Source organism: Stenotrophomonas africana, assembly GCF_013004645.1.
Lineage (GTDB): Bacteria > Pseudomonadota > Gammaproteobacteria > Xanthomonadales > Xanthomonadaceae > Stenotrophomonas > Stenotrophomonas africana.
Map to the genome: position 1 here is coordinate 157,631 of NZ_JABEME010000003.1, position 15,054 is coordinate 172,684.

The 15,054-nt window shown below is 65.4% G+C and carries 14 protein-coding genes; 5 read left to right on the top strand and 9 right to left on the bottom strand.

The window, feature by feature from the left end:
- Positions 1 to 22: 22 nt before the first annotated feature.
- On the top strand, positions 23 to 1,270 hold the full coding sequence (locus HLA98_RS07215) for an arsenic transporter (protein ID WP_057501719.1): 1,248 nt from the start codon (positions 23 to 25) through the stop codon (positions 1,268 to 1,270).
- Positions 1,271 to 1,295: 25 nt separating this feature from the next.
- Here the strand turns inward: HLA98_RS07215 and HLA98_RS07220 are convergent, their stop codons facing one another.
- The 5 genes from HLA98_RS07220 to HLA98_RS07240 all read right to left on the bottom strand — a co-directional run bounded on the left by HLA98_RS07220 (position 1,296) and on the right by HLA98_RS07240 (position 6,725).
- Positions 1,296 to 2,729 carry an OprO/OprP family phosphate-selective porin gene (locus HLA98_RS07220; protein ID WP_057501718.1) on the bottom strand — a complete coding sequence of 478 codons (1,434 nt, stop codon included), beginning with the start codon at positions 2,727 to 2,729 and terminating at the stop codon, positions 1,296 to 1,298.
- A 132-nt stretch (positions 2,730 to 2,861) separates the two neighbouring features.
- A complete protein-coding gene (locus HLA98_RS07225) occupies positions 2,862 to 3,638 on the bottom strand; it encodes an ABC transporter permease (RefSeq protein WP_049447913.1) in 777 nt (258 codons plus the stop codon).
- A complete protein-coding gene (locus HLA98_RS07230) occupies positions 3,622 to 4,455 on the bottom strand; it encodes an ABC transporter ATP-binding protein (protein ID WP_049447912.1) in 834 nt (277 codons plus the stop codon). Before HLA98_RS07230 ends, HLA98_RS07225 begins: the two co-directional genes overlap by 17 nt.
- Before the next feature lie 14 nt (positions 4,456 to 4,469).
- Entirely contained in the window at positions 4,470 to 5,528 is a 1,059-nt protein-coding gene (locus HLA98_RS07235; RefSeq protein WP_049447990.1) for an ABC transporter substrate-binding protein, read from the bottom strand.
- Between the two features lie 75 nt (positions 5,529 to 5,603).
- A complete protein-coding gene (locus tag HLA98_RS07240) occupies positions 5,604 to 6,725 on the bottom strand; it encodes a 4-oxalomesaconate tautomerase (protein ID WP_057501717.1) in 1,122 nt (373 codons plus the stop codon).
- Between the two features lie 109 nt (positions 6,726 to 6,834).
- On the opposite strand from HLA98_RS07240, the gene HLA98_RS07245 reads away from it, so the two are divergent.
- Positions 6,835 to 7,737: a LysR family transcriptional regulator gene (locus HLA98_RS07245; RefSeq protein WP_010485668.1), complete on the top strand. Its 903-nt coding sequence runs from the start codon at positions 6,835 to 6,837 to the stop codon at positions 7,735 to 7,737.
- Positions 7,738 to 7,835: 98 nt separating this feature from the next.
- On the opposite strand, the gene HLA98_RS07250 is transcribed toward HLA98_RS07245, so the two are convergent.
- The 3 genes from HLA98_RS07250 to HLA98_RS07260 form a co-directional block, all read right to left on the bottom strand.
- Positions 7,836 to 8,363 carry a DUF6622 family protein gene (locus tag HLA98_RS07250; protein ID WP_057501716.1) on the bottom strand — a complete coding sequence of 176 codons (528 nt, stop codon included), beginning with the start codon at positions 8,361 to 8,363 and terminating at the stop codon, positions 7,836 to 7,838.
- Positions 8,364 to 8,451: 88 nt separating this feature from the next.
- Positions 8,452 to 9,336: a methylenetetrahydrofolate reductase gene (locus HLA98_RS07255; protein WP_057501715.1), complete on the bottom strand. Its 885-nt coding sequence runs from the start codon at positions 9,334 to 9,336 to the stop codon at positions 8,452 to 8,454.
- Entirely contained in the window at positions 9,336 to 10,250 is a 915-nt protein-coding gene (locus tag HLA98_RS07260; RefSeq protein ID WP_057501714.1) for a LysR family transcriptional regulator, read from the bottom strand. The genes HLA98_RS07255 and HLA98_RS07260 overlap by 1 nt, the downstream gene beginning before the upstream one ends.
- 75 nt (positions 10,251 to 10,325) lie before the next feature.
- Here HLA98_RS07260 and msuE point away from each other — a divergent pair, with 75 nt between their 5' ends.
- From msuE to HLA98_RS07275, 3 genes are read left to right on the top strand one after another with little or no spacing between them, the layout of a single operon-like run.
- Positions 10,326 to 10,913, top strand: coding sequence for an FMN reductase (gene msuE, locus HLA98_RS07265; RefSeq protein WP_057501713.1), 588 nt, complete (start codon positions 10,326 to 10,328; stop codon positions 10,911 to 10,913).
- A gap of 56 nt (positions 10,914 to 10,969) precedes the next feature.
- Positions 10,970 to 11,947, top strand: coding sequence for a DUF1852 domain-containing protein (locus HLA98_RS07270; protein WP_057501712.1), 978 nt, complete (start codon positions 10,970 to 10,972; stop codon positions 11,945 to 11,947).
- 39 nt (positions 11,948 to 11,986) lie between these two features.
- The gene (locus HLA98_RS07275) at positions 11,987 to 13,021 is read left to right on the top strand and encodes a methionine synthase (protein ID WP_057501711.1); all 1,035 of its coding nucleotides are present in this window, start codon (positions 11,987 to 11,989) and stop codon (positions 13,019 to 13,021) included.
- Between the two features lie 871 nt (positions 13,022 to 13,892).
- Here HLA98_RS07275 and HLA98_RS07280 read toward each other — a convergent pair.
- Entirely contained in the window at positions 13,893 to 15,050 is a 1,158-nt protein-coding gene (locus HLA98_RS07280; protein WP_057501710.1) for a serine hydrolase domain-containing protein, read from the bottom strand.
- Positions 15,051 to 15,054: the final 4 nt, after the last annotated feature.

Below are 15,054 nucleotides of genomic sequence, written 5' to 3' on the forward strand. Positions count from 1 at the left end.
GCACCGCGCACGCCCCTACTCCATGCTCGCTTCCCATTCTTCGCTCATCATCTGGATGGCGGTGGCCGTTGCCACTGTCGGCCTGCTGTTCCGTCCGTTCCGCATCCCGGAGTATGTGTGGGCGCTCGGTGCGGCGGCGTTGCTTCCGCTCAGCGGCACCGTGTCGTTCGGCACTACCTGGCACGCAGTCGCCGAAGGGCGTGACGTTTACCTGTTCCTGGTCGGCATGATGGTGCTGGCCGAGCTCGCCCGCCGCGAAGGGCTGTTCGACTGGCTGGCGCTGTATGCGGTCCGCCACGCCGGCGGATCGGGGCGACGCCTGTTCGACCTGGTGTTCCTGGTCGGCACGCTGGTGACGGTGTTCCTGTCCAACGATGCCACGGCCGTGGTGCTGACGCCGGCGGTCTACGCCGCCTGCAAGGCGGCCCGCGCCAATCCCCTGCCCTACCTGTTCGTCTGTGCCTTCATCGCCAATGCGGCCAGCTTCGTGCTGCCCATTTCCAACCCGGCCAACCTGGTGGTGTACGGCCAGCACATGCCGCCGCTGCTGCAGTGGCTGGCGCAGTTCGCACTGCCCTCGCTGGCGGCGATCGGTGCGACCTATCTTGTGCTGCGCTGGGTGCACCGGCGCGAGATCGCACAGCCGCTGGTGACCGCGCCAGAGCATCGCCCGCTGACCGTGGGCGGGCGCCTGAGTGCGCTGGGTGTGCTGTTCACCGGCACGGTGCTGCTGGTCACGTCCGCCTTGAACGGGCCGCTGGGCCTGACCACCTTCTGTGCGGGTACGTTGAGCGTGGCGGCGGTAGCGATCCGCCAGCGACGCAGCCCGCTTCCGCTGCTGCGTCACGTGTCCTGGGGCGTACTGCCGCTGGTGGCCGGCCTGTTCGTACTGGTGGAAGCAGTGGCCCAGACCGGCGCCATCCAGAGTGCGGCCAGCGCGCTGCAGGCGCTGGCGAAGACGTCACCGCACCAGGCCAGCTGGCTGGCCGGTGGCGTGGCGGCACTGCTGAGCAACGTGGCCAACAATCTGCCGGTTGGCCTGGCGGCTGGTTCGTTGGGGCAGATGGCGGACCTGCCGGCGCAGACCCGTGCCGCATTGCTGGTCGGCGTGGATCTGGGCCCGAACCTGTCAGTGACCGGCTCGTTGGCCACGATGCTGTGGCTGATGGCGTTGCGTCGCGAAGGCGAGCATGTCAGCGCGCTCGATTTCCTGCGCGTGGGCGCGCTGGTGATGCCGCCTGCACTCATCGCTGCATTGTTGCTGCTGTGACCAGAATGCAGGCGGCGCCACGGCCCTAGAAGACCAGCTGCAGGCGGGTATTGAAGGTGGTGCCTTCATCCCTGCCCGCCGCACTGCCGCTGCGGTGGCGGGTCTGCCAACGCACGGCTTCGAACATCACCCGACTGAAATCGTTGAGGTACCAGTTCGCGCCCAGGGTCCACGCGTGGCCGGTACCGCCACTGGGCAGCTCGGCATAGTCCACGTCCTCGTAACGGCCCTTCAGCTCCCACGCGCCGCTGCCGCCGCGCGTCACCGGATCGGCGACCTTCACCTTGCCCCAGGTGCCGGCCTTGCCCGAATAGGACGGCAGCGCGCCCGCCAGGAACCCGCCGGCCGAGATCGCCCACGCCTGGTGGTCGCGATCGTAGCGACCGCTGGCATCGGCCCCGCGCAGGCTTCGCGTACCCCACTCGCCGGTTGCCCACGCCGGGCCGAAGAAGCCGGCCAGTTCCGCACCATAGGCGGTGCTGCGCTGGGCGCCCAGCAGCGTGCCCGGCGTGATCTTGACCAGATCGTTGAAATGCCCGGCGATGGCCGAACTGCGCACCACGCCGCTGGCCCCAGCGGGAATCTTCTCGTGGAAGGCCCATGCGCCCAGGTGCAACGTGGCAGCAGCGGTATCCAGCGGATTCCAATGGACGCGGGTGGCCCAGGTCTGGCTGTCGTTGTCGGTGCCGCCGTTGTTGAGGTCGTTGCCGGCCACCGACAGGCTGGCATGCCACCCCTTTCCATACACGCGCTCGGTCAGCCCGACACCAAACAGGCCGCGCTGCGGCAGCATCAACGTGCCGACCACGTTGCGCTCCTGGAACGGCGTGTTGGAGGTGCTGCTGGAGCCATCGATACCGCGGTCGTTCAAGCGGTTGCCCATCGTGAGATCGGCCGGCAGGCCGAACAGCGTGTGGTCCAGCGTGGCGTAGACCGACTTCCAGGCCACCGCGTTGTCGGCGAAGTCGCCCTCCACCACCCAGCCCAGGGTGCCGTAGCGTCCTTCGGCCCCCAGGCGCACCGAACGGATCTCGGTACCAGAAACGTTGCGTTCGCTGACTGCGGAACCGTCAGTGCTGGAGGCGTCGACGAACAGGCGGCCACGGGGACGGAAAACGGTACTGCCGTCGGCGCTGCTGAACTCCGGTGCGCCCTTGGCCCAGGAGACCTTGGGCAACTTGGACTGTCCGGATTCCAGTGCGGCCACCCGCGTCTCCAGCGCAGGCACTGGGTGCGCGGGCGGTGCGGCCGCAGTGCCCTGCCCGCCCTCTACGGCGCGGAGGCGGGCCTCCAGTTGCTGGATCTGCAGCGCCTGCTGCTGCACCAGGCGTGACAGCTCGGCCTGGCTCAGCGGCGCAGGAAGCGAAGACGTGGACTGTGCGTCGGCATGGCCACTGGCCAACAGCAGGCCGAGCGCGACCGACAGCGCTGCCATCGGCAACACGGTGGGAGGGTTCATGGGCTCTCTCCGGCCAGCCGGCCCCCTGGCCTGGCGCTGGCCTGTTTCGGTGGTGCGGGGGAAGTTCGGGGGAGGAAGCGCGCGCCGCCGGATCGGCCCGGCGGCGCGTCAGGCGGGCTCAGCCCGGCCTGGTCAGCTGGTGGCCTGTGCCTGGGCGTTGGGGCGCCAGGTGATCAGCTTGTTCTCGACCACGTCCAGCAGGGCGTCGATGACCAGCACGAAGGCGGCCAGGATGATGATGCCGGCAAACACACCCACGGCATTGAAGTTGCCCTCGGCCTGCGCGATCAGGTAACCCAGGCCCGCCGAGGCGCCGAGGTACTCACCGATGATCGCGCCGACCACCGCAAAGCCGACCGAGGTGCGCAGCGAGGACAGGATCCAGCTGGCCGCTGCCGGGAAGTAGACATGGCGCAGCAGGTCGCTGCGGCTCGCCCCGAGGATGCGCGCATTGGCCAGCACTACCGGGTTCACCTCACGCACGCCCTGCATGGCGTTGAAGAACGTGGTGAAGAACACCAGCGTGACCGCCAACGCCACCTTCGACCACAGGCCCAGGCCCAGCCACAGCACGAAGATCGGCGCCAGAACCACGCGCGGAATCGCGTTGAAGCCCTTGATGAAGGGATCCAGGATGCGCGCAGAGCGCCGGCTCAGGCCGAGCCAGACTCCGCCGGCCACGCCAAGGCCGGTACCGATGATGTACCCCAGCGCGGTTTCGGTCAGCGTGATGTAGACATGCTGGTAGAACGAGGTATCCGACAGCCAGGTCCAGGCCTGCTGCACGATCGCCGTTGGCGAGGGGAAGAAGAACGGATCGATCACGCCCAGCGCGATGCCGCCTTCCCAGCCACCGAACACGGCGATCACCAGGGCCAGCTGGATGAACTTGTCAGTCTTGGCGTGCATAGCTCTTCTCCACTTCGCCGCGCAGGCAGGCCCAGATATCGCGGTACAGGTCGGTGAAACGGTCATCCAGCTTGATTTCGGCCACGTTGCGCGGCCGTTCCAGATCCACATCGAAACTGCGCACAACACGGCTGGCCGGGCCGGAGGACAGCACCACCACGCGATCCCCCAGGGCGATGGCTTCTTCCAGGTCATGGGTGATCAGGATCACCGAGCGCCGGTCTTCCTGCCACAGCCGCAGCAGCTCGTTCTGCATCAGGTGGCGGGTGTGGATGTCCAGCGCCGAGAAGGGTTCATCCATCAGGATCACCTTCGGCTCGACGATCAGCGCCTGCGCCATCTGCACGCGCTTGCGCTGGCCACCGGACAGCTGATGGGGGTAACGATGCTCGAAGCCGGTCAGGCCGACCTTGGCCAGCCACGCATTGGCTTTGGCCTTGCGCTCGGCCTCGGGGACGCCGCGGAAGCGCAGGCCGAGTTCGACGTTCTGGTAAGCCGTCTTCCACGGCAGCAGCGCGTCCTGCTGGAACAGGTAGCCGACCGATTCCTGCACACCACTGACGGCGCGGCCGTCGATGCTGACCTGGCCGGAAGACGGCTTCAGCAGGCCCGCCACGGAATTGAGGATGGTGCTCTTGCCGCAGCCGGTGGGCCCGACGATGGCCAGGAACTCGCCGTCACCCACCTGGATGTCGACATCACGGACGGCGGTGAATTCGCCGAAGGACATGGTCACCTTGTTGATGGCGACCATGGTCTGTGCAGGCTCCAGCTGAGGTGCGCCATTGAACTGGCGCACGGTGGCATTGAGGGCCATGGGGTTACCTCCGCTTACGGTTGGGCGGCCGGCGCCGCAGCGTTGGCACGCTCGACGAAGGCATTGGTGTAGGTCCTGGACAGGTCGATGTTGGCCTTGGCCACATCCGTATTGAATTCACGCAGCACCTTCAGTGGCGTCTCCAGGTCGGCCGGCGTGAAGCGGCCATCCCGGGTGAAGATCGCGCGGGCGTTCTCCACCGCGCGGGCATAGGTGGTGCGGTCGCCGGAGACATAGCTGTCCGGCAACGCCGCAACAATCTCCTCGGCACTGTTGTCGGCGATGAACTTCAATGCCATCTGCTCGGCACGGGCGATTTTCTCGGCCGCCTCCGGGCGCTTGTCCAGGAAACTCTGGTTGGCGTACATCACTGAGGTCGGGTACAGGCCGCCGTAGACCTGGCGGGCGCCGTCGTCGCTGCGCGCGTCGAGGATGATCTTGCCGACCTTGCGTTCGGTGATCAGGGTGGCGGCAGGATCATAGTTGACCAGCAGGTCGATCTTGCCCTGCTCCAGCGCCGCGACCGCTGCGGCGCCCGAGCCGACGCCGATCAGCGAGATGCTGTCAGCCGGAATATCGTGCTGGGCGAGGAAGTGACGGACGAAGAAATCCGACGATGAGCCCGGTGCGGTGATGCCGACCTTCTGGCCCTTGATGGTGTCCGGGCGGGCCGGATCGAAGGTGGCATCCTCGCGACCGGCCATCACCAGGCCCGAATTGCGCGAAAGCAGCACGAAGGCGACCACATCCTTGCCCTTGGCCTGCATCTGGATGGTGTGGTCGTAGAAGCCAACGGCCACATCGGTGGAGTTGGCCACCAGCGCCTGCAGCACCTTGGAGCCGCCCTGCGCGAAGTTCTCCGTCTTTACTTCGAGACCGACGTCCTTGAAATAGCCCTTGGCGTCGGCAATGAAGAACGGAAGGTTGTTGAGGTTGTAGGAACCGACGCTGATGCGCACCGGCGCGTTGTCAGCGCTGCCCGTGGACGCGCCTTCCGCGCGGCCGCTGTTGCTGCATCCGGCCGCGGCCAGCCCGGCCGCGCACAGCGCGACCATCAGGAACTGCTTGTACATCATCCCTCCCAGGAGTGAAGCATCTACGTTGTGGTGGTGGGCAGACACGCCTGTGCCGACCCGACCGGTTTCAGATCATGCCGCTGACGTCCATTGGCGGGCTTGGGTGGCACTGGCCGCGGCGGACGCGGGCGATGTCGCGTATACGCGCCCCTCGAACAGGCGGCGTGCAGTGCGAACCACGCTGGCAATCACCGGCGAATCGCCCGAACTGCGACTGAGGCCCACCTCCAGGGCCCCGCTCGGATGTTCGAGGGTAATGCTGCCGGGAACGGACAGGCATCCGACCAAAGTGTGGGCCAGCGTGCCCGGCGTGACGGCGGCGGTGGCCAGGCCGACCGCGCCGGTAATGGCCAGTGCAGTGTGGCATTGGTGCGGCATGAAATAGCGCACCTGCAGATCGCCCCCATGTTGCGGCGCCGACAGCAGCACCGGCTTGGGAATGACCTTGTTGCCAGCGTCGGCGATGCCCATGCGGGCGCCCGCCTCGATACGCAGCGCTTCGAGCCGCGTCAGCAGGGCGCTGTTCGCATTCAGCTCAGCGGGCAACGCATCGCCGCTCACGCCCAGGTCTTCGGCACGCACCAGCATCATCGGCATGGCGCAGTCCACCAGGCTGACGGGCACGCCATTGATGGTTTCCTGCGCGTGGCCGCTGGGCAGCAGCTTGCCGGTGCGGGCGCCTGCGGCATCAAGGAAGGAGAGCCTGACCGGCGCGGCCGATCCCGGCGTGCCGGCAATACGCGTATCGCCGCGGTAGACCACATTGCCGCCCGGCGTTTCCACGGTGGCAATGATCAGTTTGCCGGTGTTGACGTTGTGGATGCGCACCTCGGTCTGCGGATCCTGTGCCGGCACCAGCCCACGTTCGATGGCGTACGGCCCCACCGCCGCCAGCATGTTGCCGCAGTTGGGCGACGTGTCCACCACCTGCTGCTCCACCCGTACCTGGGCGAACAGGTAGTCCACGTCGGCGTCCGGACGACTCGAGCGGTCGATGATGGCCACCTTGCTGGTCAGCGCGTTGCCACCGCCGATGCCGTCGATCTGCAGCGGATGGCCCGAGCCCATCACTTCCAGCAGCAGGCGATCGCGTTCGGTGGTGTCCGCCGGCAGATCGCTGGCCAGGAAGAACGGGCCCTTGGAGGTGCCGCCGCGCATGAGCACGCAGGGAATGCTGAGCAGATCGTTGGACATACGTGTGCTAGATTGATGCGTATAGGGGATGAATGGCCCCTCTGTGATTCGATACTGGCATGACCCCAATTGATCTGTGAATTGCTGATTTTTGGATGATTGATACCTGATGAGCATCAATTGTGAAATCCTGGATCTGCGCGCGTTCCTGCTGGTGTCCGAGACCCGCAGCTTCCACCGCGCCGCTGAAATCCTGCATGTGTCCCAGCCTGCACTCAGCCGGCGGATCCAGAAGCTGGAGCAGGCCGTGGGTTCGCCGCTGCTGGAGCGCACCACGCGCAGCGTCAGCACCACCGCCGTCGGTGAGAACCTGCTGCCGCTGGTGCGCCGCATGCTGGAAGAGTTCGATGGTTCGCTGTTCTCACTGCGTGGCCGGGAGGACACCCGCGGCGCCACCGTCACCATCGCGTGCCTGCCTACGGCGGCGTTCTACTTCCTGCCCAGCGTGATGGCACGTTTCCACGAAGCGCATCCCAACGTGCGCTTCCGCATCCTGGATATTCCTGCCACAGAGGGGCTACAGGCGGTGGAACGCGGCGAAGTCGAGTTCGGCATCAACTTCATGGGCGCCAACGATCCGAATCTCGACTTCGACGTGCTGGCCGAGGATCCGTTTGTGCTGGCGTGCAGGCGCGATCATCCGCTGGCCCGCAAGCGCAAGGTTGAATGGGCTGACCTGGCCGAGCATCAGCTGATCACGGTGCATCGCACCAGTGGCAACCGCACGCTGCTGGACGGCGCGTTGGCGCGCGAGAACCTCAAGCTGAGCTGGCACTACGAAGTGACCCACCTGTCCACGTCGCTGGGCATGGTCGAGGCAGGTATCGGCGTGTCGGTGCTGCCGAAGATGGCCACGCCGGACGGGGATCATCCCACCCTGGTGACACGTGCCATCGGCAACCCGGTGGTATCGCGCACGATCGGCATCGTCCGCCGCCGGGGCGCCCTGCTCTCGCCCACCGCCGAGCGGTTCCTTCAGATGCTGATGAGCCAGTGGCGCGGGGAGGCTTGAGGCGCGTTGCACCTGGCGGTACCTGGATCTCCATGCACCGCGACATGGCAGACGCGCTTACACAGGGAAGCCGGCCCGCGGCCGGCACTACCCTGCAGTCAGCGTGCGGCTCTCAGCCCCTTGCCCGCCGCATCCAACCGCAGCGAGGCCAGATAGCGGCAGTACTTGCCCACGAAGATGCCGGTGAAACCACCCGCCAGCAGCAGGTAGGCGGCACTGAAACCGGCGCTGGCGGACAGCGAAGGCGACACCGCGAATGCGACTTCGAACCCGTACTTCACCAGGAAGGTGATCAGCAGCAGCGGCAGCACGCTGAAATCCGCGCTGCGCCAGAGCTTACCGGTGCTGCGGTCCAGCGTCAGCTTCAGCCGATTCAACAGCAGCCAGGCAAGCGCGGCACCCGTGGCGATGCCGGCCAGCCACTCGCTCCAGGCGGTCAACGAAGTGCCGAATCGATGACTGATCGACCACGCACCCCAGACGGCGAACAGGAAGGGCACGATCGCCAGCTTCTGCAGCGAGGTCTCGCCCGGCTTCATGGCGGCGATGCCACGGGTGACCAGGAAGGCCAGGAGCAGCCAGACCCAGATCGGCGTCTGCGAGGCGAGTTGCTGGAGCATGTTCATGAGCGGTCCCCTTGATGAGTGGTGGCGAGGTAACCTCGCCTTGGCGCTCACTATTGGCTTTCACCCCGGTTGCAGCCAGTGACAGCTGTCAGCCATCGCCGATTACGCTGCCGGCAGTGGAAGCACGCACCCGGTGCCGCTCGATCCAGTCCAGTGACGGCGCGATGCCGCCGAACGGGAACAGGTGCGGGCTGATCATGCCATGGGCGTCGGTCAGCCCCTGCACGAGACGGTCGACAAACACCTCCGGCCCCGCAGTGCCCAACAGCCTCCCGATCGAGATGCCGTACCTGGCCAGCATCGATGCACTGGCACCCACGCCGCACATCGCGGCGTAGCGCAGCAACCTGGTGATGCTGGCCGGCCCCGGCACACCGACCAGCACCGGAACGTTGATGCCACGGGCGCGCAGCACAGCCAGCCACGCCAGAACGATCTCGGCATCGAAGGCGAACTGGGTGATGATCAACGGCGCCATGCCGCGCGCTTCGATGGCCCGGCACTTGCGTTCAAGCGCCTGCCAGCGACCGTCACTGCTCATCACCGGATGGCCTTCCGGGTGCCCGCCGATACCCACGACTTTGATGCCGAAACGCTCAAGAAGTCCGGTCTCGATGATCGAAGCACTGTCAGCAAACGGCCCGGCAGGCGTGGCGAGGTCACCGGCGATTACCAGGCATTGTTCGACACCGGCCTCGCTGGCAGCACGCTCCAGGAACCGCTCGAGTACCGCACGCGAGCCGATACGGCGCGCAGACAGATGCGGCATCGGTTCGAAGCCGAGCGTGCGCACCATGCGCGCGGCGGCCAGGCGTGCATCGTCGGCCTCGCTGGCCAGCCAGGGAATGGAGATGATCGTGCCGCGCGGTATGCGGCTCGCTTCGGCGCGCAGCGCGGGCATGGACTTCGCGCTGACTTCCAGTGAATAGGTGTTGATGAAGGCTTCCGCCCGCAGTGATCCAGGTGCAGCCATCAACGGGCTCCGCCTGCATTGGCGGCAAGTGGCGAGCTGTTGCGGGCCAGTTCGATGAAGGACTGCAGGTAGTCGATGCCGGTATCCGCCTCGCGTGCACCCAGATAGATCTGCTTGGGGATGCCTTTGGCACCCAGACGCACGGGCACCACGTCCATGCGCGCGGCGTACTCCTCCACCAGCCAGCGCGGCATGGCGGCCACGCCGCGGCCGCTGGCCACCATCTGCATCATGATGTCGGTGGTTTCAATGGCCTTGTGGCGGCGCGGCGTGATGCCAGCCGGCAGCAGGAACTGGTTGTAGATATCCAAGCGCTCGAACGGCACCGGGTAGCTGATCAGCACTTCCTGGCCGAGCTGGCGCGGCTTCACGTAATCCACCTTGGCCAGAGCGTGGCTCTTGGCCACCACGAGCACCTGCTCGTAGTCGAACACCGGGATGAACTTCAGGCCCGGCTTCAGCAACGGATCGGGGGTGACCAGCAGGTCGATTTCGTAGCCGAACAACGCGCCGATGCCGCCGAACTGGAACTTCTGTTTGACGTCCACATCCACGTCCGGCCACGCGGCCAGGTAAGGCGAGACGATCTTCAGCAGCCACTGGTAGCAGGGGTGGCACTCCATGCCGATGCGCAGGGCGCCACGCTCGCCCTGTGCGAACTGGCCCAGCCGCTCCTCGGCCAGGTCCAGCTGTGGCAGCACCCGGTTGGCAACCGCCAGCAGGTACTGCCCGGCCTGGGTCAGGCGCAGGCTGCGGCCTTCGCGCAGCCAGACATCGGTGCCGAGCTGCTGCTCCAGCTTCTTCATGCTGTGGCTCAAGGCTGACTGGGTCAGGTTGAGCACGCCGGCGGCAGCGGTGAGCGAGCCCTGCTGCTCGACCTGCTGCACGATGCTGAGGTGGATCCGTTCCAGCATGACGATGAATCTCATTCATGGATTGGTGAAGTAATACCATTTTACGTCATGGAAAGGCGTGGCTAGCATCGGGTCATGCTTTCACCTACCCGCCCCCTTCGAATCGTCGCCGTTTCCGGCGGACTGCAGCGCCCCTCCAGGGCCGCTACCCTGGCCGAGCATCTACTGGGCCTGCTCGGCGAGGAGACCCATAGCGAGCAGCACCTGGTTGAACTGGGCGAACTGGCCCCGCAGCTGGCCGGTGCGCTCTGGCGTTCGCAGCTGCCCGACATCGTGGAACGCCAGTTGGCCGCCGTCGAGCAGGCCGATGTACTGGTGGTGAGCACGCCGGTCTATCGCGGCTCGTACACAGGGCTGTTCAAGCACTTCTTCGACTTCGTCCATCAGGACGCACTGGTCGACACCCCCATCCTGCTGGCCGCCACCGGGGGCAGCGAGCGCCATTCGCTGGTGATCGACCATCAGCTGCGCCCGCTCTTCAGCTTCTTCCAGGCGCGCACCCTGCCGCTGGGTGTCTACGCCACCGACCGCGATTTCGCCGACGGCCGCGTGCACAACGATGCCCTGATCGAGCGGGCACGGCTGGCGGTGCGGCGAGCCATGCCACTGCTGGCCCTGCCCCGCCATCGCTCTGCAGCCCCTGAGGCCGCCGCAGCACTTTGAATGCCGGATGCCTTCGCCCGCATCCGGATGTCGCCCCGCACTACGGAACGCCTCCCATGACGACCGACACCTTCACCTTCAGCATCACGCGCATCCCCTTCAACGAGGATTACCAGCCCGCCGATGGGACGCGCATCACCACCAATTTCGCCAACCTGGCCCGCGGCGCGGCGCGCCAGGAAAACCTGCGCAACACGATCAGCATGATCAACAATCGCTTCAACGATCTGGCGCACTGGGACAACCCCAGCGCGGACCGCTACGCGGTCGAGCTGGACATCATCTCGGTGGAGATGCACATCGACGGTGCCGATGGCAGTGATCCGTTCCCGCTGATCGAGGTGTTGCGGCCAACCATCGTCGACACCCGCACCGGTGCGCGTACCGAAGGCATCGTCGGCAACAATTTCTCGTCCTACGTGCGTGACTATGACTTCAGCGTGGTGCTGCCGGCCAGCAACGAGGGCAAGGCCACCTTCGGCATTCCGGAGGGATTTGGCGACCTGCACGGCAAGCTGTTCAAGCATTTCCTGGAGTCTGACGCCTACCGCGCCAACTTCAGCAAGGGGCCGGTAATCTGCATCAGCGTTTCCAGCAGCAAGACCTATCACCGCACCGAGAACCATCACCCGATCCTGGGCGTGGAATACCGCCAGGGCGAGTTCTCACCCACTGACCAGTACTTCGACAAGATGGGCCTGCAGGTGCGCTATTTCATGCCGCCGGGCAGCGTAGCGCCGCTGGCGTTCTACTTCCAGGGCGATCTGCTGGGCGATTACTCGAACCTGGAACTGATCGGCACCATCAGCACCATGGAAGCCTTCCAGAAGATCTATCGCCCGGAGATCTACAACGCCAACTCCGTGGCCGGCAAGGTCTACCAGCCCAGCCTGAAGCATCAGGACTATTCGTCCACCCGCATCGTCTACGACCGCGAAGAGCGCAGCCAGCTGGCGGTCAAGCAGGGCAAGTTCACCGAAGAGCACTTCATCAAGCCGTACCGCGCCGTGCTTGAGCAGTGGGCTGCCCGCTGATCCATCGATTTCCCATTCGCCCCCAGGAAACAAGACGCAATGTCGACGAAGAAACTGCTTCCCACCTCCACCGCAGGCAGCTTGCCCAAGCCATCATGGCTGGCCGAGCCCGAGAAGCTCTGGTCACCCTGGAAGCTGCAGGACGACGGCCTGATTGAAGGCAAGCAGGATGCACTGCGCCTGTCCCTGCAGGAACAGCAGCACGCCGGCATCGATATCGTCAGCGACGGCGAGCAGACCCGGCAGCATTTCGTCACCACCTTCATCGAGCACCTCAGCGGTGTCGATTTCGAGAAGCGCGAAACGGTCCGCATCCGCAACCGCTACGATGCAAGCGTGCCGACTGTGGTTGGCGCCGTCAGCCGCCCGAAACCAGTGTTCGTCGAGGATGCGAAGTTCCTGCGCCGGCAGACCACGCAGCCGATCAAATGGGCACTGCCCGGCCCGATGACCATGATCGACACGCTGTATGACGCCCACTACAAGAGCCGTGAGAAGCTGGCCTGGGAATTCGCGAAGATCCTCAACGAGGAAGCGAAGGAGCTGGAAGCCGCCGGTGTCGACATCATCCAGTTCGACGAGCCCGCCTTCAACGTGTTCTTTGACGAAGTGAACGATTGGGGCGTGGCCGCGCTGGAGCGTGCGGTGGAGGGCCTGAAGTGCCAAACGGCGGTGCACATCTGCTACGGCTATGGCATCAAGGCCAACACCGACTGGAAGCAGACACTGGGCTCGGAATGGCGACAGTATGAAGAATCGTTCCCCAAGCTGCAGACCTCCAGCCTCGACATCATCTCGTTGGAATGCCAGAACTCGCACGTACCGATCGACCTGATCGAATTGGTGCGCGGCAAGAAGGTGATGGTGGGCGCCATTGACGTGGCCTCCAATACGGTGGAAACGCCGGAGGATGTGGCCAACACCCTGCGCAAGGCGCTGCAGTTCGTGGATGCCGACAAGCTCTACCCGAGCACCAACTGCGGCATGGCACCACTGCCGCGCGAGGTGGCGCGCGGCAAGCTGCGTGCACTCAGCGCCGGGGCGAAAATCGTGCGTGAGGAGCTTTCGGCGTAGCCCTGGCTGAGGATGTGTACCCTTCTTGGTGCGGGAAGGACGGAACCTGGCCAGGTACAGACCAGGTTCCACCTCGCCCCTGCACTTCGGGCCTGACCGGCATCACGCGCGGCCGTGGCGCCAGCGCTTCTTTGATCCGCCCCATCTCGCTTGCGCCGGCCTCGGCCAGGCGCCTGGCCTGCTGCCGCTGCGTCCGGGTCAGTGCAGGCGAAGGCACGGCGCTCGGTTCGGGCGCATTCTCCACCAGTCGGGCGACAGCGTCGCGCAATGGTAGTTGTGGGCAAAGCCGCGCTGCGCACCAGCGTTCGGCGTAACGCTTCGCCTGACGGGCGCTGGCGGCGGACACGACTTTGGTCTGTGACATCCTTCGGGCGTCCAGTGTCAGGCGGAACCCGAGCACGGCATGCGGCACGATACTGGCCACCGAACGGCCGTTCCACCACAGATCCCAGCGCTCGCCACTCTGCACCCAGCCGGATGGCCGGGTGACATTCATGAAATCTGGACGATGAAATGATGAGCCCATGATGGGAAGCATACGAACGCCCGTCGCACCGGCTGAGATCCGGGCAGCGCCCCCCCAGCACTGCTACGCCTTCACGAAAAGCAATTAATGTGACGTGTCACGGCCGATGCTTGCGATCCACTCCATGTAGCGCGATACGCGCCGGTAATCGCGTTGTGGAGACCATACAACCAACGACAGCATGCAGCGACGAATGCCAATAGTTCGAGCGCAAAGCCCTGCGGGCGTCAGCCGCTGGGGCCGGGCAGCCTGTCCGGATCGGTTCCAGGCCTGTCCGCCAAGTCGTCCTGCGAAGCCACTTTGTGCACGGAACGGGCCGCGCGGGCCAAGACGCCAACGGGAGGTTCAACGCGCAACGATTCTCCCGACCAGGGTATCGATCGCCGCCTCCATGGCACGCGCGGTCTGGTCACCACTCTGGTTGGTGATCACGAAGATGCCCAGATCGTGCTCCGGCATGACGTAGACGTAGCACTGCGAGCGTGGCACGCCACCGTGGTGGGCGTAATAGACACCCTTCTGGCGATCGCCGGCGACGATGTTCCAGAAATAGCCGATGCTGAACTCATCGTCGAATCTGGCCAGAGTGCGATGCGATTCCTGCACCACCGGGCCGTTGGCCAGCTGGAACTGAAGGTATTTCACCATGTCGGGCACCGTTGCCTTGACGTTGCCGGAAGCGCCCCACGGCAACTGTGGCATCGGCGAGGTCGGCACCGGATTGTCGCTGTGGTAGCCGATGGCAAGACGGTCTTTTTCCGCACTCCCCAGCCTGATCCTGATGCTGGTCATTGCTGCGGCGTCGCTGAAGAAGCCACGCAGTAATGACGCGTAGTCGGTCTTGTAGACGCCTTCCAGGATGTGGGCCGTCAGCTCCGTCCCGGCGCTGGAGTAGGCGTACTCTTTCCCGGGCATCCGTGGGATCCGCACGGCGTGCAGATCCCGCAGGAAATCCGGCTTGCCGTACTGCGCATAGAGGGTACTGAGTTCACCGGGCACGCGGTGATCGGTGAAGTCCTCCAACACGGTGTTCGCCCGTTCCGGCAGCATGTTCGGCAGGCCACTGGTGTGCGGCAGCAGGTGACGGACCCGTATGGGTTGGCCCTGGTACTGCAGGTTCGGATAGTCGCCCTGCAGGAAGCTGCGAACGTCATCCTCCAGGCCCACCCTGCCCTCAAGCACTGCACGGGCCATCAGCGTGCCGGCCAGGGTCTTGCCCAGCGAGCCAATCTCATACAGCGTTGCGTCGGTCGGCACATCGGGCTTGCCGGCTATCATCCCGCCGCGATGTCGGATGAAGGTCTTGCCCCGGTACACCACACCGATGGAGGCCGAGTGCAGCAAAGGCTGTTCGATCAGGGCCTGGGCCACCTCGTCGACCGCCGCCCCCACATCGTTCGGCGGTGTCTTCCCGCCCCCGCAGCCGACGGCAAGGAGCACTGCGGATAGCACGACGGCATTGAGCCATTGCCGGTTTCGGGGAGTCGTGGACGTGGATTCCATGCGT